This is a genomic window from candidate division KSB1 bacterium (assembly GCA_034506395.1).
GTDB lineage: Bacteria > Zhuqueibacterota > Zhuqueibacteria > Thermofontimicrobiales > Thermofontimicrobiaceae > Thermofontimicrobium.
In genome coordinates this window covers 137,277-155,020 of record JAPDPQ010000005.1, presented here as the reverse complement: position 1 = coordinate 155,020, position 17,744 = coordinate 137,277, and the positions used below count along the sequence as shown (strand labels likewise).

The 17,744-nt window shown below is 43.4% G+C and carries 17 protein-coding genes; 5 read left to right on the top strand and 12 right to left on the bottom strand.

Features of this window, described 5'->3' with window-relative positions:
* Positions 1-64: 64 nt before the first annotated feature.
* The 4 genes from ONB37_05240 to ONB37_05225 form a co-directional block, all read right to left on the bottom strand.
* Positions 65-2,512 carry an ATP-binding protein gene (locus ONB37_05240; protein ID MDZ7399552.1) on the bottom strand — a complete coding sequence of 816 codons (2,448 nt, stop codon included), beginning with the start codon at positions 2,510-2,512 and terminating at the stop codon, positions 65-67.
* 111 nt (positions 2,513-2,623) lie between these two features.
* Positions 2,624-3,001, bottom strand: coding sequence for a hypothetical protein (locus ONB37_05235; protein ID MDZ7399551.1), 378 nt, complete (start codon positions 2,999-3,001; stop codon positions 2,624-2,626).
* Positions 3,002-3,511: 510 nt separating this feature from the next.
* Positions 3,512-3,772 (bottom strand): TrbC/VirB2 family protein, encoded by a 261-nt coding sequence (locus ONB37_05230; GenBank protein MDZ7399550.1) that lies wholly within the window; start codon positions 3,770-3,772, stop codon positions 3,512-3,514.
* 407 nt (positions 3,773-4,179) lie between these two features.
* The gene (locus tag ONB37_05225; protein MDZ7399549.1) at positions 4,180-5,985 is read right to left on the bottom strand and encodes a type IV secretory system conjugative DNA transfer family protein; all 1,806 of its coding nucleotides are present in this window, start codon (positions 5,983-5,985) and stop codon (positions 4,180-4,182) included.
* Between the two features lie 573 nt (positions 5,986-6,558).
* Here ONB37_05225 and asnA point away from each other — a divergent pair.
* The 4 genes from asnA to ONB37_05205 all read left to right on the top strand — a co-directional run bounded on the left by asnA (position 6,559) and on the right by ONB37_05205 (position 10,814).
* A complete protein-coding gene (gene asnA / locus ONB37_05220) occupies positions 6,559-7,596 on the top strand; it encodes an aspartate--ammonia ligase (protein MDZ7399548.1) in 1,038 nt (345 codons plus the stop codon).
* A 273-nt stretch (positions 7,597-7,869) separates the two neighbouring features.
* Entirely contained in the window at positions 7,870-8,430 is a 561-nt protein-coding gene (locus ONB37_05215) for a class I SAM-dependent methyltransferase (protein MDZ7399547.1), read from the top strand.
* Between the two features lie 242 nt (positions 8,431-8,672).
* Positions 8,673-9,311, top strand: coding sequence for a flavin reductase family protein (locus ONB37_05210; GenBank protein MDZ7399546.1), 639 nt, complete (start codon positions 8,673-8,675; stop codon positions 9,309-9,311).
* Positions 9,312-9,482: 171 nt separating this feature from the next.
* Positions 9,483-10,814, top strand: a complete 1,332-nt coding sequence (locus ONB37_05205; protein MDZ7399545.1) for a PhoH family protein — start codon at positions 9,483-9,485, stop codon at positions 10,812-10,814.
* Positions 10,815-10,974: 160 nt separating this feature from the next.
* Here the strand turns inward: ONB37_05205 and ONB37_05200 are convergent, their stop codons facing one another.
* From ONB37_05200 to ONB37_05165, 8 genes are all read right to left on the bottom strand, one after another.
* A complete protein-coding gene (locus tag ONB37_05200; GenBank protein MDZ7399544.1) occupies positions 10,975-11,994 on the bottom strand; it encodes an RluA family pseudouridine synthase in 1,020 nt (339 codons plus the stop codon).
* Between the two features lie 73 nt (positions 11,995-12,067).
* A complete protein-coding gene (gene lspA, locus ONB37_05195; protein MDZ7399543.1) occupies positions 12,068-12,559 on the bottom strand; it encodes a signal peptidase II in 492 nt (163 codons plus the stop codon).
* 135 nt (positions 12,560-12,694) lie between these two features.
* Positions 12,695-13,054 carry a TraR/DksA C4-type zinc finger protein gene (locus tag ONB37_05190; GenBank protein ID MDZ7399542.1) on the bottom strand — a complete coding sequence of 120 codons (360 nt, stop codon included), beginning with the start codon at positions 13,052-13,054 and terminating at the stop codon, positions 12,695-12,697.
* A gap of 539 nt (positions 13,055-13,593) precedes the next feature.
* Complete coding sequence (locus tag ONB37_05185; GenBank protein ID MDZ7399541.1) at positions 13,594-14,415, bottom strand: purine-nucleoside phosphorylase; 822 nt, start codon at positions 14,413-14,415, stop codon at positions 13,594-13,596.
* 19 nt (positions 14,416-14,434) lie between these two features.
* The gene (locus ONB37_05180) at positions 14,435-15,133 is read right to left on the bottom strand and encodes a hypothetical protein (GenBank protein MDZ7399540.1); all 699 of its coding nucleotides are present in this window, start codon (positions 15,131-15,133) and stop codon (positions 14,435-14,437) included.
* Positions 15,134-15,334: 201 nt separating this feature from the next.
* Positions 15,335-15,952 (bottom strand): DivIVA domain-containing protein, encoded by a 618-nt coding sequence (locus tag ONB37_05175; protein MDZ7399539.1) that lies wholly within the window; start codon positions 15,950-15,952, stop codon positions 15,335-15,337.
* A gap of 30 nt (positions 15,953-15,982) precedes the next feature.
* Positions 15,983-16,225: a YggT family protein gene (locus ONB37_05170; GenBank protein MDZ7399538.1), complete on the bottom strand. Its 243-nt coding sequence runs from the start codon at positions 16,223-16,225 to the stop codon at positions 15,983-15,985.
* Between the two features lie 54 nt (positions 16,226-16,279).
* Positions 16,280-17,011 (bottom strand): YggS family pyridoxal phosphate-dependent enzyme, encoded by a 732-nt coding sequence (locus ONB37_05165; protein MDZ7399537.1) that lies wholly within the window; start codon positions 17,009-17,011, stop codon positions 16,280-16,282.
* Between the two features lie 222 nt (positions 17,012-17,233).
* Between ONB37_05165 and ONB37_05160 the strand changes: the two genes are divergently transcribed.
* Positions 17,234-17,506: a TIGR04076 family protein gene (locus ONB37_05160; GenBank protein MDZ7399536.1), complete on the top strand. Its 273-nt coding sequence runs from the start codon at positions 17,234-17,236 to the stop codon at positions 17,504-17,506.
* Positions 17,507-17,744: the final 238 nt, after the last annotated feature.

Sequence of the window (17,744 nt, the reverse complement as noted above, 5' to 3'; positions counted from 1 at the left end):
CTTTAATGGTTTCGATTCCGAATAGAATGCGATTGAGATAATATCGCATTTGTCGGATTCCTGATCAAACCAAAACCGCATCTTTCGACAGCACCTTTTTCTTGGCTAATTGATCAATTGCCTTTAATAAGTTGCCCTCATATTTGATTAGATTCTGCTCCAGCTCGTTATTTTCCTGGCGATTGGTGGTGAAAAGATAATGGTCGTATTGGCTGGTGTCGATTTTCAGCACGGTAATTCGGCCATCGCGATCCAAGAAAAACTCGCCTCGGCGGAGGCTAGCGATCAGGGCCAACTGATGATCGGTGTAACCAAAAGCCCGCGCCAGCGACTCCAATTGTTTCGGCTTGTGCGCCAAAATAAAATGGTTGAGCGCATTATCTTTGATCGGCGTCGAGAAACTGACTGATTCAATGTCATCGATTGACTGAGAAATCGCGAAGATGCCAGCTCCCATCTTTCGAGACGTCCGAAATAGCTCAACCACCAAATGACCAATGGTCGAGTTGTCCCCAAGCACCTTCCACAGCTCATCGGCGAAAATGACTTTCTGATGATTGAGGTTGCGCTCCATCAAATCCCACAATAGGCCAGTGATGATGATTGCGATGATGCCCTGAAGATCAGGATGATTTTCGAGCCCTTTCAGATCGAAGCAGACGAGATCTTCTTTGATGTCGATCATTTCATCGGCGCAGAGGAAGCGACTGTATTCGCCATGCGTATATATATACATCTTTCGGGCCAACAGTTTTACATCAACATAACCTTCTTCATCACGCTGCTTGGCAAAAAATTCGACAAAGGTCTTCAGATTGCGAGTCCCCTTGTATTCGGCGACGTATTTTTCCAATACTTTGCTGATGAATGCTTGCTCCACCTTCGAGATAGATTTCTCCTCGCGCTCCAAAATGAGCTTCTCGAGGAACGCTCGGAGAAATAATTGCTTTTTGGTATCGAAATTGTCTTTAATTAGGGCGAATGGGTTCAGCGGAATCGGATGATCAATATTGAGCTCAATATACCTACCATTCAGAAGCGTGATCATTTTTTTATAACTGCCGCCGATATTTCCGACACCCCCAACATCCAATCCAAATACTTTCACCCCCTGTTCCAGCAATTGTAATAACAATGCCTGCATAAGATAGCTTTTGCCAGTCCCGGTGGGTCCAATAATAATGGCGTTCCAGCTATTGAGCCGAGGATCAAAATAGTCAAATAAAATTGGCTCATTATTCCGGTTTTTCACCACAACGCCGCGATGATGACCACGGTTGAAGTTGCTCACACAAATGAATTGCGCGGCATTGGACGTTTTGACCAATAGCCGATGATAATTTTCTTCGGAATTGCCCGGCAGGCAGCTCATATAGATCGGCAGAATGTCTAGCGTTTCCAGTACTGCCTGACTCTTGTCGATATTGCTGAACGCCAGATTGGTCCGATTGATCTTTTCATTCAGTCGATCGATATCGGTATCGTAGAGCACGACCGTCAAGCTTAGTGAGGCCAGCTTTTTATGCTTATGATAAATTTCGTCCAACAGCTCGTTCAATTCCCGATAGCGAATTTCACTGCGACGCCCCTCTTTGTTCTGGGAAAAGTTCATCAAAAAGCGGGTGAAATTGAGTTTGCGAGACAGTCGGTTTACTTCTTTTTCCATATCGGCGTTCTGACACGACAGCACCACCCGATGTGGAAAAGGCAAATTATGCAATAGCGGAAAAATATAGGGTAACGGGATATTATTGTAAAGATGATGCGACCGAGTGACCTCGGGCAGCAAGCTCAAAGAAAGGCATGCCACGTACTGACTTCCAATTTTGAGAAATCCCCGTTCGACACTGTAGTCATTGGCTGACAATTGGCTATTGAGCGCCAGGCTATCAATGGGACGATCGAATGGCTCGTTCGTCAAATTGATCGATTGATAAAGGATCTCGGCCAGCTCGCTGTCATTCAATCGGCGCAAAATGATGCCACTATTTTCGAAATTGGCTTTGAGCGATTTGATGTCTTGTTCTCGAGCTGCCACCTGTCGCTCGTGCTCTGATTTAAACCGTTGCACAACCGTCCCATTAGATAGCGAAATATTGAACGGCGTTCGAAATGAAGTCGCTGCATCAAAATCGACGAACAAGTAAGTGCGACATTTGAGGTACTTATAAAAAGATAGATATTGATGCCGGTGAAATTTGAAATAATTCAATATTGGGTCATCGGTGTAAACGAAATCCTCAGCGTAAGGGTAGTAATCGAATGTGTAATAAAATTGCAAATTGACCTTTTGATCCAAACTATTCAGTGCGTTTTCGAAGGTCAGAGCAATCATCTCATAATCGTCACTCGATAGACCCATGTTATCCAGCGTCTCGATTTCGAAGCCAGCCACGAAGTTGCCGTTCTTTTTGATGATGAATTTATCAAGAATATCAAGGTACGGCAAATATTTTGGCAGCGTAGCCCGGTATCGATAGGCTTCTCGTTCTGTCAGTTTGGTATAATTCATAAGATAAATCTGATTCCTAAACTAAATGATGCTATGAAAAATTCCATTGGACGATTTTTCGGTAATCCGGATGATTGGCCCTCCGGCAGGATCTGAGTCGCTTGAATACGCTTAGCCAGTGCGCCCGATGCGATGACTGTCCGAATGAGAATTTGACTGGTTATTCCCTAAGGCATTTAATAATTTTTCTTCATCCTCTTTCAAATATATTTTTTCATCAGCGCCAAAAGCGGATAAGTGCCTCGGCCAAATAAATTGGAAATAAAAAAATGAAAAAAGCCCATAATCGAATTGGGATGAGCGTGCCGCAAATCGAAATAATGCATATAGCAAAATGTCGATGATCAATATGATGCCAAAGCTCAGTTTTAACAACGTAAAAATGGGGAATAATAAAATAGGTACGCCCAACAAAATGAACACTTCGACTAAGCTGAGCCCAGCGAGTTGCCCCCGACTTTGAATGTCACGATAGCATTTTTCGATCATGGTTTTCCAAAATTATCGATAAAATTCCTTGATAAGCTCATAAAGATATGCATGTAATTGCTCTATAAAACTTGTTGAGAGGATTTGTTCTGATCCCATTGCGTCAAATGTTCAAGACCGTCCATTCAAGCCGCACTCGGGATACCAACTAAAGCAGAATTTCAAGTAACACCGCACCATAAAAAGATAATTCTTTTCATAGAGCACTAGCCTTGATAGAGCCATGGCTTTTTGTTCTGAGTCCTATCTGGGGATACAGGTTTGCGTTGGTTAATTTATTGAGCATGCTATCCCCCTTAGCACTTATCCCGCGGTTCGGTTGAGCCAGCAGTCTTCTCCTAAACCATACATGAATATTCGATACATTTAGAAGTCTTATCAGGGTATCTTGGATGGTCTGGCACCGAAGCTTCGTGCGGACTTGCAATCGACGCTTGCAAAGTGTCCCGATCGAGGCAGAAGCGACCCCAACATTGGTCGGCAGCTTCTGCCGGGAAACGCTAATGTTGTTTAGAAAGAAGAACCAGGGACGAGTGAGATCAGAGCTGGGACAATGAACCGGGCCCCAAAGATCAGAATAGCGGCAATGCCAATGCCGATGAGCTGGCGTTTTGCCTTCTCATGCCGGCTGCTATCTGAACTGGCCATATTGAACCCAGCCATGATAAGCGCGATGACCAGAATGGGCGAGGCAAACAATATGAGATAATTGATGACATTTTGAAGTGCTTGTAAGACTGTTTGCATGACTGTCCTCCTAAAACAAAACATTTGACCCACAGCATATGCCTTGGCAGGACCGCTCCGCAAACGATCCAGCCTAGCATTCATTAACTGCTTTCAGCCTTGGCTCCAGTTTCATCTTTTTGAGCCACTCAGCTAAAGATATTCTATTATTAAAGAAGCTCACATTGCTTCGTTGAACTCTGATTTTTAGCGAATATTAATCCTTCATCCGACCTTCATTGAATGTGGAATGGAATAATGAGACGTGTTGAATAATCAATTTGATGAATTAATCGGCCTAAATCAGTTTGTAATTAAAAATGAGTTATTCAATATCAGATTTTTGGCATCTAGACCAATTTTTGATCCTATCAGATACTTGGCACAACTTCGAAGTTTGTGCTTAGTCTCTGCTAAGATGTGCAACTGGTTAAGGAGCTCTCATGATTCAATCAATTGCCAACAGTTCCCTCTTTTGTCCCTCCAAATCGAATCAGTTTGTCAAACTTAAAATATCCAGTTTTCAGCACCGTGACATAATGGGGACGCCGAATAAAAACGACGCATTTTCCGATATCCAGGTATTTAAGCAAATTTGGATCATTGAAGTTAAATCCTTTGCTGGTGCCATTTGCTGAGGATGCTGTCTTCCCGAAACGATTTAACATCATTTGAATGCTCTCCGGACTTCCAAGTTGAAAACAACAAACGATATTGGTTTGTTCAGCCAATTGATCGATAAAAATTTTTGACAAATTTAATGCTGGATTATCCAGTTCCGCCAAAGTTTGATTTGTATAACATACGCTGACCCCCACATTGCGACTGGCTTCCAGCAATTTCAAGAAATACGGGCTGACAAATTTCGCCAGCTCATCGATAATTAAAAGCCCTTCCGCAGGACTGCTATCGCCCAAATTCAATGCGATATGATGAAAACAATGTTGAATGTCCTGAAGGATCAATTGACCCAAGAAACGGGTCGTTGCCTCATTCTGTTGAAACGGAAGCGTGAAATAACAATCCTTATGATTCTGATAAATGCGAACGATATCGATTTCTGGTTTATCTGTGATTAATAATTGTCCGTAACTCGATTGAAAAATGTCCCGCAACAATGCAGTGAAAAATGATGTGCTGGACTGAAATGCAGCGAAGTTCGCGAAGATCTCTTTTAAGCCATTTTTTATATAATAATCATTGACCCGTTCACTTTGTCGGCCCACATACCCACGCGATTGAAAATATTCCAGCAATTCTCGGAGATTAAAATAGACTTTTGTTTCCTCCATAGCGCGGAGAAAGATGTCTAAAGCTGAATCCAGGCGATCACGGCTTTCGACCGAATGTTCTGCCCAATTAATACTGGCCATGATCTTCTGTTTCACTTCGCTCACTGTGCCTCGAAGCAACGGATTATAAGTGGCAGAGCGCACTGGATCCGTAGGGTTGAAGTATAAAATATCCTGTGCCTGCGCAAGCGAGGTCGCAATGGTGTAAAAGCGATCGATGTTGCGGCTGGATGCCTTGCCATCTAATACGATCGTCGCCACATTGCGTCTCATCTCCTGAAACCATATCGGCTGCACGATGCTTTCTGTCTTGCCCGTCCCTGGGCCACCGATCACCTGAATATGACCTTTGAGCCAGTTTCGCTTGACATAGAACGGCTGACTGCTGCGGTTCAAATCCAATCCCAAAAATACCTCATCGGACTGGGCTGCCTCAGAAAATTTGACAATATTCACCTCCCGAACCGCTTTGTTGCGCAGCGAGACCGCCCGATTGATCGTCACATACGTTTTAATCGAGCGATAAACCAGATTGACAATGAACAGAATGGGAATCGAACACAGATAGAATGACCAGAAAAAATCTAATACATCTGGGAAAATATTGCCGCCACCCAGATAGTATATCAGATGATTCACTGGTCTTGCCAGCCAGACCAGAATTGGTCGAATATCGGTGTTGTAGATATAAGCGAACAACCATGGCAGATGTTTGAGCCCAGCCCAAAAGCTCAAATAATGCTTAAAAAAGCCGATGGTCTTAATAACCAGATACCCAATAAATCCGAACGGCAAAACCCACTTGATCGTTTTTAATATCCATCGCTTTGTGCGCGAAATTGGGAGTCTATAGCGTTTAAAAATGATAGGCTGAAAGAACAATTCGAAAAATTTATCCGCCACAAACCATGGGACCAAAAATGGCAGCGAGAGCAGACTGATCAAAAATTTCAAAAATTGTTTCACGATTTAATCCTTCTTATTTTGATGATATCGATCGGATTTTTGCTCTGCCGCCCCAAAATCACCAATTTTTAAATGAACAATACTGTTAGCCAGATAGCAACTTTCTTGCCAAAAAAATTTCTTTGTTGTAACTACTTTGAATCTAATGAGATTTCAAAAATGAATTTTCTGTCTTTTTTGGCGCTATCGATTTTTGTGACCAATTTTCGGCCACTTCATATTGGACAATTTTAGGGCAGCAAAATTTGGTATTTGAATCGAGTAATCTATGTTCGAATGAAGTGCATGGATTCAAGCATGACTCACAAATTTGAAATTATTCGGATGCTCAGATCAGGCATTCATCAAGATTGATGTAAGGCAATGAAGAAAAATGTTGCTTATGAACAAAAAAGTTGTATTATATATTACCATTAAAAAAACGAAAAATCAAGCGAAAAATCAACCGACCGTCATCACTAGGCAGATCGAATCTACGAACGGGTTCGCCACCTTAGTTTAATTCCTTGCCCAGATGACCTCAGGAAAGCGATAGTAAATTTTGTATTCAAAAGAGGAGACATAGTCTTTATGATGGCGCGCTTCATCCCTCCGAACCACTACACCCCGATACTCGGTCTCAAAGAAACAGAAAAAGCCATTCGATTGATTAAGGAATTTTTCCAGATTAATCTTGCAGTGGAGCTCAACCTGATTCGGGTGACGGCTCCGCTGTTTGTTAGGGCTGGAACGGGGATTAATGATGACTTGAATGGGATCGAAAAGCCAGTATCGTTTCGCGTCAAAGCCATGGATAATATGGAAGTCGAGGTTGTTCAATCCCTCGCTAAGTGGAAACGGATGGTATTGGCCGATTACGGTTTTAAACAAGGGGAAGGCCTGTACACTGATATGAATGCCATAAGGCCAGATGAAATTCTGGATAATCTGCATTCTCTGTATGTGGATCAATGGGACTGGGAGTTGGTCATCTCTCCGGCGCAGCGAAATCTCGATTTTCTGAAGAGGATTGTTCGAAAAATTTATGAGGTAATTAAAAGAACTGAAAAATATGTGGCTCAACAATATAGCGCCATTAAGCCAATTTTAGCAGAGGACATCACTTTTATCCACAGTGAGGAATTGTTAGATCAATATCCAGATCTATCGCCCGCAGAGCGAGAGAGAGCAATTTGCAAGAAATATGGTAGCGTGTTTTTAATTGGTATTGGGGCAAAACTGAAAAATGGACAACCCCACGATGGCCGAGCGCCCGATTATGATGACTGGTCAACCCCGACATCGAACGGCTATCACGGCCTTAATGGCGATATTCTTGTTTATTATCCGTTATTGGATATGGCCTATGAATTATCTTCGATGGGAATTCGTGTGGATCCTGAAGGTCTAGAACGCCAGCTTCAATTGACCAATAGCCTGGATCGAAAATCTTTAATGTTTCATCGCCGATTGCTTTCAGGTGAGCTACCGTTATCTATTGGCGGTGGAATTGGACAATCGCGGCTATGCATGTTCTATTTGCGTAAAGCCCATATTGGTGAAATTCAGGCTGGCATCTGGCCTGATGAAATGATCCAGCTCTGTCGACAACACAATATCGTCCTACTTTAGCAAGACTTTTTGTCACTTGGTGGGCAAGATTGCGGCAAAAATGATGGCTGCTCGGTTTTTGGATGTTGGAGAAGAATTACTTATAGACAATAATGGAGAGTCGCCTTCATCGGAACCCAAAATTAACCCTAATCCGTGCGGTCGTGCGGGAAAATAAGACCTGTTGTTTTTAAGTGAGAAAATTGCTTTATGGTCGCCGAATGAAAAAAATATTAAGCCAGTTGCTATCGTAGAGAGCTGATTCATTAAAAGTCGAATAGAGAGCAGATTTCAATGATTGATCATTTTGATTTAATAGCTTCATTTTACGATCGATTTATCGGCATGCAATCGCACGATCGGCTGATTGAAATTCTCCAACTGCCAGCCGTTGGCTGGCTGCTGGACGCAGCTGGTGGAACTGGTAGGGTTTCTGGGCAAATGAGCACTATGGTCGATGGGGTGATTGTTTGTGATTTGTCGCAACGGATGTTGCAGCAAACGAAGAACAAAGGAGCTCTGGTGCCAGTTCGCTCGCATATTGAGTTGCTCCCGTTCCGTGATGCCACCTTCAGCCGAATTGTGATGGTAGATGCATTTCATCATTTGTGCGATCATAGGCGTTCTCTTTCTGAATTGATTCGGGTCCTAAAGCCCGGCGGCCGGTTGGTCATAGAAGAACCGAATATCCATCATTTTGCCGTAAAGCTCGTTGCCATTGCTGAGAAATTATTTTTGATGCGAAGCCATTTTGTTCCCCCAGAAAAAATTAGAACCATGCTGCAAGAGCTTGGGATATCAGCACGGATCGAGACTGATGGGAATTATATTTCTTGGATTGTTGCGGATAAATAAATATTGAAATCAATTTTAAACAGGCCAATTACGATTCGAATCTTGTCAATATGATTCGCTTGAAATCTGATGTTGTTAAAGCCAGTAAAGGTCTCGCTCTAACGAGAAGTTGCATATTCAAAGGAATAATTGGGGGTTTTAATTTTTGGGCACCAGCAGGCGACGGTTGCAACGAAGAGGTAGACCAAGAAGAATATTTGGCTTTAAAATCAGACTTTTTTATCTAGAATGAGGAGTTAATTATGGAAATAGTCCATTTCAATCGAGAAGAAATTCAAGAGATGGAAAAACGTTTTCGGACGAATTTTATCAATTCGCTCACTGGATTTAAAAGCGCTAATCTGATAGGGAGTATCTCTCCAGATGGTAAGCTCAATCTTGCTATATTTTCATCTGCTGTACATATCGGTGCCAGTCCCCCTTTGATCGGATTAATATTTCGGCCAGTGACGGTGGCACGGCATACGTATGAGAATATCCAGGCAAGCGGTTACTACACCATTAACCATGTTCATCAATCCTTCTTTAAAAACGCACATCAAACTGCCGCCCGCTATGACCGCGATGTTTCCGAGTTCGATGCAGTTCAGTTAACGCCAGATTTCAGCCCAGCACATCCAGCGCCGTATGTCAAAGAAAGTCTGATAAAATTGGGTGTGAAATATGAAGAGGAGTATCATATTAAAGCCAATGATACGATTTTCGTCGTTGGATCAATCGTTGAAACGTTTCTGCCGCGGGAATGTTTGAAGGACGATGGATATGTGGATTTGGAGCTTGCTGAGACCGTTGCGGTAAGCGGACTTGATTGCTATCACATTACCCGCCGGTTGGCGCGATTGAGCTATGCCAAGCCAGATTTGCCCCTAACCGTGATCTGAGGTCTGAGGTTCTTGAAAATATCCCGATGGACGATCAGTATTAAGGCAAGAACAAAATGTGCAAATTATGATCAATTCATCAAAAATTTTAAAGGCAAAGGACGGAACTTGCATCAATAAAAAGCGGGGCATGATGCCAAATCGAATGGTCTTGATTGTGGAAATTTACTCATGAAGCAGAAAAAGAAAAAAATTTTTGTTCTTGATACCAATGTGATACTTCATGACAGTTCATGCATTTATCAGTTTCAAGAGCATGATGTCGTGATTCCGATATCTGTTTTGGAGGAATTGGATCAATTTAAAAAGGGAAATGAGACACTGAACTACCATGCACGGGAGTTTTTGCGGTCGCTGGACTCGCTCAGTGGGGATCAGATTTTTGACAATGGGGTAGAGATCGGGCCGGGTCTGGGAAAGATTACCATCAAATTGGAGCAGAAGTTTCACGAGGAACTGGCATTCAATTTCTCGCCCAATAAGCCAGATCATCATATTTTGAACACGGCCTTTCTTCTCGCTAAATCAGAACCGCGGCGACCACTAATTTTGGTTTCCAAAGATGTCAATTTGCGGATGAAGGCTAAAGCGATCGGGTTAATGGCTCAAGATTACACCTCAGATCACGTTCGTGATATTTCGCAGTTATATAAAGGAAGACGCATCGTCGAGAACGTTCCGGAACAGCTTATCGATCAAATGTACCGGTCACCGTTTGAAGTCGAGGTCTCAGGCATTCCACTCGATAGTCCCCTGGTGCCGAATGAAAACCTCATCTTGAGAGATGGAAAAAAATCGGCGTTAGGTTACTTCGACCCGCATTCCCAGACGATTAAACGGGTGGATAAGGTGCCAGTTTACGGAATTGTCCCAAGAAATGCTGAACAAATATTCGCGCTCCAATTGTTGATGAATCCCGAGATCCAGTTGGTAACGCTTTCTGGCAAGGCTGGGACCGGGAAGACGTTACTTGCGCTGGCTGCTGCCCTGGAGAAGCGGAGGCTGTATCGACAAATTTACCTGGCGCGGCCAATCGTGCCATTGAGCAATAAGGACATTGGTTATTTGCCTGGGGATATTAAATCCAAGCTCGATCCTTATATGCAGCCGCTCTATGATAATCTCGGAGTGATCAAAAACCAATTTGCGAAGTCAGACCCAAAACACAAGAAGATTGAGGAACTACTGGAGGAAGAGAAGCTGGTGATCACACCGCTCGCTTATATTAGGGGACGGAGCCTGGTGCAGGTCTATTTCATTGTGGACGAAGCGCAAAATTTGACCCCCCACGAGATCAAGACCATTATTACTCGCGCAGGTGAAGGCACAAAAATGGTGTTCACCGGGGATATATTTCAGATCGACCATCCTTACCTGGATAGCCAATCGAACGGCCTCAGCTATTTGATCGAAAAAATGCAGGGACAGAACATTTACGGTCACATCACCCTTGAAAAGGGAGAGCGATCCAAATTAGCAGAATTGGCCAGTGATTTATTGTAAAAATGACGAAGCCTTACCGCGACTTTTTGAAAAAATCAGGCAAAAGGAGCGGATGATGATGACTTATTTTCAGGCGAAATTTTGATCATTTGGTTCTCGAATAATGGAGATCCACCGTGGTGAATTACAGATTCTTATTAGGGGCAACTGAGGAGGCATCTTATCCTTTATAGCTCGTATTTTGCCTAGAAGCTTTTAGCTTTTCAAGAAAATTGATGACCTGCTGAATATCTTCTGGCAAATCCGAATCAAATAGCAGTTGTTGTCCAGTCTCTGGATGAACAAATCCCAATGTTTTCGCATGAAGCGCCTGTCGCGGCATCATGCGAAGCAATTGCAAAGCAATCTTCTGATCCTGTTGATTAAACTTCGGCACCTGCTTGCCTCGGCCACCATAGGTGGGATCTCCGAGCACTGGATGACCCTTCGAAGCCAGATGCACTCGAATCTGGTGCGTTCTCCCAGTTTCTAGCCTCACTCGCAGCAAGGAGATCAACGGATACTCCTCCAGCACCTCATAATTCGTAATTGCTGGTTTCCCTGTGGTAGCGGAGATTGTCATCCGTGTTCGGTCTCGAAGGCTGCGGTTGATGAGCGTTTCGATTCGGCCAGTTTTCTGTTTGAAGTGCCCCCAGACCAGAGCTCGGTATTCCCGCAGAATCGTACGCTGAGAGAATTGCTCGGCCAATTTGGCATGAACAAAGTCGTTTTTGGCGATGACCAATAGCCCAGAAGTATCTTTGTCCAAACGATGGACAATTCCAGGGCGGTAAATGCCGCTCAAAGTCGAGAGGCTCTGGCTATGAAATAATAATGCATTGACAAGTGTTCCGCTGACATTGGCATAAGCAGGATGCATCACTAGTCCAGCTTGCTTATTGATCACCAGCAGACTTTCATCTTCATAAATGATATTCAAATTAATTTCCTGGGGGATGAGTTCATAAGTCGGCGGTGGTGGGAAGGTGATGATAATAGTTTGGCCCGGTTTAATTTTATAACTCGGTTTGACGACTTCCTGATCTACGGTAACTTTGCCATCTTTGATCAATTTTTGGATGCGAGAACGGGTGAGGCGTTCCACTTGTTTTGAGAGGTAGTGATCGATCCGATCTGGTGTCTGATCTACTGATACGACGATCACCTTGGTAGAACTATCGGGAGTTTGAGTCGCATTCATGGCATAATTCGTGATTGCGATGAAAACATGCAATTTCCATGTTCATTTACCAGGCTGGTTCAATCGAAACAATCTAGCTGATTTCCAATTGCTCCTCCTCGGTTTCTCCATGATCCTTATCGAAGATAACGACGATGATCAAGATGGTCATGCCGATGAACACAGCGATGTCAGCGACATTAAACACTGGCCAATGGATGATGACAAAATCAATGAAGTCGACGACCTCTTGGAAACGGAAACGGTCGATTAAGTTTCCAATGGCTCCCCCAAGGATCGAAGCCAACGCAAACCGGGCCCAGAAATTTTCAGGGCGCAGCCGAAAGAAATAGACCAGAATGATAATGCAGGCAATTGACGCAAAAATGGTATAAAAAAGATTCCCTCCAATCTGGATGCCAAATGCCATGCCAGGATTTTTCACATAGGTAAGTCTCAGAATATTCGCGATGATCTCTCTATGCTCTCCCTCGTGCATAGATTGTTTGATCATCATTTTGGTGAATTGATCGATGAAAACAATGAGTGCTGACCAGCCCAGCAATTTTATGTTCGATCGGTACACAGAATCCCTTTGCTTTTCCAATGAGGCGATGAAATGGACGAACGTCGATTTTGCTTATTATTAATAAACGTGCGAAAAGTTGAAGTTTGCACGAGGGAATATTTCCCGTCAGTCATTCGCATCTAAGATCGCAGATCAGGCACGCTCCTCTTTTGCCTTGCAATGAATACATAATTTCGTATAGGGGATCGCTTCCAGTCGTTTCGGATCGATCGGCTGCTCGCAGATCGCACAGATCCCGTATGTCCCGTGCTCAATTCGCTGCAATGCATCGTCCAACTCTGCCAAAAGGTCTCCTTCAATTGAGGCAACCAGAAAGGATTTTTCCCGTTCATTGCTATCGGAACCAACATCTGCCAGATGGAAGGCATAGGAGTTTTCGCCTGGTCCTTCCTCAATCGATTCTTTCAATTCGCCCTCATTGAGCTCTTCAAAAATTTCCTTGCGCTTTTCCAATATGAGCTGTCGATAATGCTCTAAATCGAGTGTTCCCATAAATCAATAGCTCCTCCTTATGCGATCCATAACAAAAATTCATGGCATTTTGATCGTATTTGACATGCAAAATTTGATTTGTATTTTTAAGCCTCTCAGGCTAATCGGACGCTGGACGAATTTTTTGCCAACAATTCCGATCCACCAAATTCTTGTCGAGGCAAATGTAACGAAATTTGCGTCCCGAAGTTCCTTACACTGCAAATTTTTCAATGATCAACCCGCTGCAACTATAATCATGATTCTTTGTTGCACATCCCAGCATCGAATAGCTTCGCTCGTAAGTTGGAAAGCAGTCAAAGTCTCCCTTTGATGTCCAATTCGATCAACGAACGACAAAGATTTATTGCTCGCTTTCGATAGATCTCAGCGCATCGTTTGCCACTATGCGCGGGAATTGGATCGGATGCTCAGACCAGCCGAAAGCCGTGGGGAACAATCATCACCTCTTCAAATGAAAAATTTAAATTGAGAAAATAATCCTCCTGATGATCAAGATTCTCATGCTGGGTCACTGAACCCAAGCCTTTCAGCCTTACTTACAGTTGCTCAACAACTTTTTTGATCAGCAGCGTTAATTTGGGTTCAGCCCTCTTAGCGGTCTCGATGATTTCTGGGATATTTGCTGGTTTGAGCTCTTCTGGGACACAGGCGTCGGTGATCACGGAAAAGCCCAATACGCTCATGCCGCTATGAATAGCGACGATAACTTCTGGGATGGTGGACATGCCCACCACGTCTGCGCCGATGGTTCGCAGGAAGCGATATTCGGCAGCCGTCTCCAGATTTGGACCGGTCATCGCAGCATAAACGCCTTTTTTAACTATTATCCCTTCCCGCTGAGCAATCTGCTCGGTCAATTGGATGAGTTTCCTCGAATAGGGTTCAGACATGTCGGGGAATCGGGGTCCAAGTGTGTCGTCGTTCTCTCCAATGAGCGGATTGTCGCCCAATAGATTGATGTGATCAGTGATCAGCATGATATCCCCGGGCTTCATGTTGGCATTGATGCCGCCGCAAGCATTGGAAACCAGCAAAGTATTGACCCCTAAAAACTTCATCACGCGCACAGGAAAGGTGATTTGTTTCATGCTGTAGCCTTCATAATAATGAAAGCGTCCCTGCATCGCAACGATGGATTTACCGCAAAGCTTGCCGAAAATGAGTTTTCCTGCATGAAACTCCACGGTGGCAATGGGAAAATTTGGAATATCAGAGTAAGAAATAGCCACTTCAATGTTGATATCGTCCACCAACGCGCCCAGACCAGTCCCAAGAATAATGCCGATACTTGGTGTCGCAGCGGTTTTCGTCCGTAGATAGCGAACCGTTTCTTCAATCTTCTCTCTCAATTCCGACAATCTTGCACCTCACAACAATTTAATTTTCTTTTTCTTTTTTTGATTTTATCTGTTCTTGCAGAAGTTTCAACTCCCGAGCTTGCCGCTCTTGCTCTGCCTTTTCCTTCTCTAACTGCTGTCGAATCAATTCGTGTTTTTTCCTTCGCTCTTCATATTTCCCCTTTGCTGCAGCAAAACGCTGATCGCGGATTTTCTCTATTGCTAACTGGCGATCTTTGTCCCTTCCCAATCTGGCAAATAAATAAGTGCCAATCGCAGTCCCCGCTGCTGTTGTGCTCCAAAGTAGCTGTTGCCCCCGATCCGCATCTTCAATGCTGCGGTTCACTAAAGATCCAATAAAAAAGCTCGCACCAAAGCTCAGCGCTAATCCGCCAATGCTGTAAAGGGCTAAATTCTTATTGGTGCGTTGATCTTGAATCTCCCACTCAGAGATCACCTCCCCTAAATCATCATAAACTGGTTGGCGACCAGTGATTCGGATAATATCTGACCGATTAATTTTCACATATTGATCATCGAGGCGGCTCTGTTTGAGAAGCAAATGATCAGATGATTTGGTTTGAACCAACCCGTTCCATAGCTTTCCTGATACAGTTTGGATTTTTAAGATGGAATTGGGTTTAATTTCGTCGTAGCTGAACTGGATCCGCTTGGCGCATCCTGAGAACATAAAACCAAAAACAATTAAAAAATTCAGAATTTGATGTTGTACTCTCATAGCTGCTCTCCCTTATTCTGTTTTTTTATTAATCGACTACTGATGCATGGGATTGAAACGATCACTCTTCAAGATGCTTTTATCTTTGCTCAAATCCGCCGATAGCGTTCCATCAGATTCAATTGAAACGATCTTGCGCTAAAAACATTGCCAATTATACTGAAGTGTTTTTAGCTGATGCCTGCCTCGGTTGCGGGGCTGCTAAAAAATGAACTGATCAGAAATCTTCACGTCTTTGCGACGTTCATCGGCTGAGGCATCAGAGTCCTTTTTTTTTTGATCTGAAGCCGTTGCCAAAAACGCTGGCTCCCGAATCTGATATTTCAATTCTTTTGGTTTTGGAGCAGTATTCGGTTCACCGAAGCCAAGATCATCAATTTCGAGGACGCTCAGCAATTCCAATTGCGACTCCAATAGATGTCTCAACCGCTTGGCGAATGAATCTTTCTGGGCTTTGATCACCATAAGCTCATTTTTGATCTCGATCAATTGCATTTTCGCATTTTCGATGATCTTTTCAGCCCGAACTTCAGCCTCTTTGATGATCAGATCGGCTTCGCGCTTGGAATTTTCGCGCGACTGATTGATTGTCTGCTGGGCATTCATGAGCGATTCCTTAAAGGTCTTCTCAACCTCCTGATAATCTCGAAGCTGTGTTTTAAGCTTCAATACCTCATCAGAAAGGTCATTTCGCTCTTTGATCAAAGCCTCGAACTCCTCGGCCACCATCTCCAAAAAGGTCTCGATTTCAATCGGATCATATCCTCGGAGAACCTTTTTGAATACTTGCTTTTTTATATCCAACGGAGTTAACTTCAAGCTCTTTTCCTCCACATTTGGTTAGGGGGACTAAAAAATCATGATTAATATTTTTTCGAACAAATAAATTGCAAAAATCAAGATGATCGGAGAAATGTCGATCCCACCAATCAGTGGAATAAACTGTCGAACGAAACGGAGCGGTGGATCGGTAATCTGATAGACAATTTTAATTATTGGCTGATAAGGATTATGGGGGATCCAAGAAAGGATCGCCCGAATAATGATGACAAGGATGTAAACATCTGCGATAAAACTGATCAATCGGATCATAGTTCAAGCTCTTGTTACGTTCTGACTTGTTCAGCAAAAGATTTCTTGATTGATTTAGGTGTAGCTTTGTTCATAAATCGCTCGTCCTACGCGGATCATATTTGCCCCTTCTTCAATGGCAACTTCAAAGTCATTGGTCATGCCCATCGAGAGATAATCCATCGACACATTGGGAAAATTCTGGCGCTGAATTGTTTCTTTCAGTTCTCGCAACAGCCGAAAACTGGGTCGGACCTGCTCTGGGTCTGGGGAGATAGGTCCAACCGTCATCAAACCTCGGATGTGAATAGCAGGTAGCTGGGATATTTCGGCAATTAGCTTTTGACATTCAGTCGGCGCAACTCCAAATTTGGATGGCTCGCCAGAGGTATTCACTTCAACAAGGCAGTCGACGGTGCGGCCCAAACGCAAAGCTTGGCGATTGATTTCCTCAGCTAAATGAAGGCTATCGAGCGACTGAATCAGATCGAATAGCTGCAATGCCTTTTTAACCTTATTGGTTTGGAGATGTCCTACCAGATGCCAAGTGGCAATCCTGCCCAATTGGCGAAATTTTTGTTCCGCCTCCTGGACGCGATTTTCGCCGATATGAGCAATTCCATGAGCTACCGCTTCTTTGATAATCTCTGCGGGAACCGTCTTAGAAACCGCAACCAATAAAATGCTGTTCTCATCAACTCCAGCCCTCTGACATGCATTTTTGATGCGCCGTTTGACACTCAATATATTTTGTTCAATATTCATCAGCCAATAGAAATTAGTCTGCGAATATAAATCTTTATGCATTAAAAATCAATAGAAATGTTTTTCAGAGCGAGCCAGCAAAGTTGCTGCATTTTATATTTAGTTGTTGAGATTAAGTTCCAATTATATTTGATTAATAAGCGAAAAAGTTCCGAAAATAATGCTTGCCGGATTACAATTTTTGTGTTAAATTATTTTAAACGAGGACCGAAGTTCATAATCGATAGGATCAAAATCCAATAACAAAATTTGAGAGGGGCGATCATGAAAAATTTAATCGTCGAAGTTGCCGATGTGAAAGAGCGATGTGGCGCTAATCTTAAACCTGGAGATTATTTTGAAGTCGTTGGCCAGGGAAAAATTGTAATCCCCAGCGGCAAAGGCACTTGCATGTTCGCCTTGCAAAGCTTGATCCCATTCTTGATTAGCAAGCAGTATGAGGCGGAACTTCCTGCCAATAACTGGATTAAGGAAACCGCCCAGCTCTGCTGCCCTGATCCGAAGGGCGTGGTCTTTAATATACGCACTGTTTCCTAACAATCGCCAAAGATGTCCAGAAGTTCACCAATGGCAGTGGCTTTGCCTTATTAAAAGAAATTTTTACCCTATCAGGTGCAAAGAAAAACTCTTGTGATTTTCGATTTTTATATCTGCTTTTTCTCGGCCTTCATTTCGTTCCCGAAAACGCAAATCAGGCTGAGGGAGGGGATTTTCATATGCTATCACAAGTTTACTATGGATGATCTGCGCTTTTTCAGCAGATTAATACCTACCT

Coding starts and splice junctions, on each gene's coding strand:
- ONB37_05240 (MDZ7399552.1), bottom strand. CDS start 2,512: ATGAATTATACCAAACTGACAGAACGAGAAGCCTATCGATACCGGGCT.
- ONB37_05235 (MDZ7399551.1), bottom strand. CDS start 3,001: ATGATCGAAAAATGCTATCGTGACATTCAAAGTCGGGGGCAACTCGCT.
- ONB37_05230 (MDZ7399550.1), bottom strand. CDS start 3,772: ATGTTTTGTTTTAGGAGGACAGTCATGCAAACAGTCTTACAAGCACTT.
- asnA (MDZ7399548.1), top strand. CDS start 6,559: ATGGCGCGCTTCATCCCTCCGAACCACTACACCCCGATACTCGGTCTC.
- ONB37_05215 (MDZ7399547.1), top strand. CDS start 7,870: ATGATTGATCATTTTGATTTAATAGCTTCATTTTACGATCGATTTATC.
- ONB37_05210 (MDZ7399546.1), top strand. CDS start 8,673: ATGGAAATAGTCCATTTCAATCGAGAAGAAATTCAAGAGATGGAAAAA.
- ONB37_05205 (MDZ7399545.1), top strand. CDS start 9,483: ATGAAGCAGAAAAAGAAAAAAATTTTTGTTCTTGATACCAATGTGATA.
- ONB37_05200 (MDZ7399544.1), bottom strand. CDS start 11,994: ATGAATGCGACTCAAACTCCCGATAGTTCTACCAAGGTGATCGTCGTA.
- ONB37_05190 (MDZ7399542.1), bottom strand. CDS start 13,054: ATGGGAACACTCGATTTAGAGCATTATCGACAGCTCATATTGGAAAAG.
- ONB37_05180 (MDZ7399540.1), bottom strand. CDS start 15,133: ATGAGAGTACAACATCAAATTCTGAATTTTTTAATTGTTTTTGGTTTT.
- ONB37_05170 (MDZ7399538.1), bottom strand. CDS start 16,225: ATGATCCGATTGATCAGTTTTATCGCAGATGTTTACATCCTTGTCATC.
- ONB37_05165 (MDZ7399537.1), bottom strand. CDS start 17,011: ATGCATAAAGATTTATATTCGCAGACTAATTTCTATTGGCTGATGAAT.
- ONB37_05160 (MDZ7399536.1), top strand. CDS start 17,234: ATGAAAAATTTAATCGTCGAAGTTGCCGATGTGAAAGAGCGATGTGGC.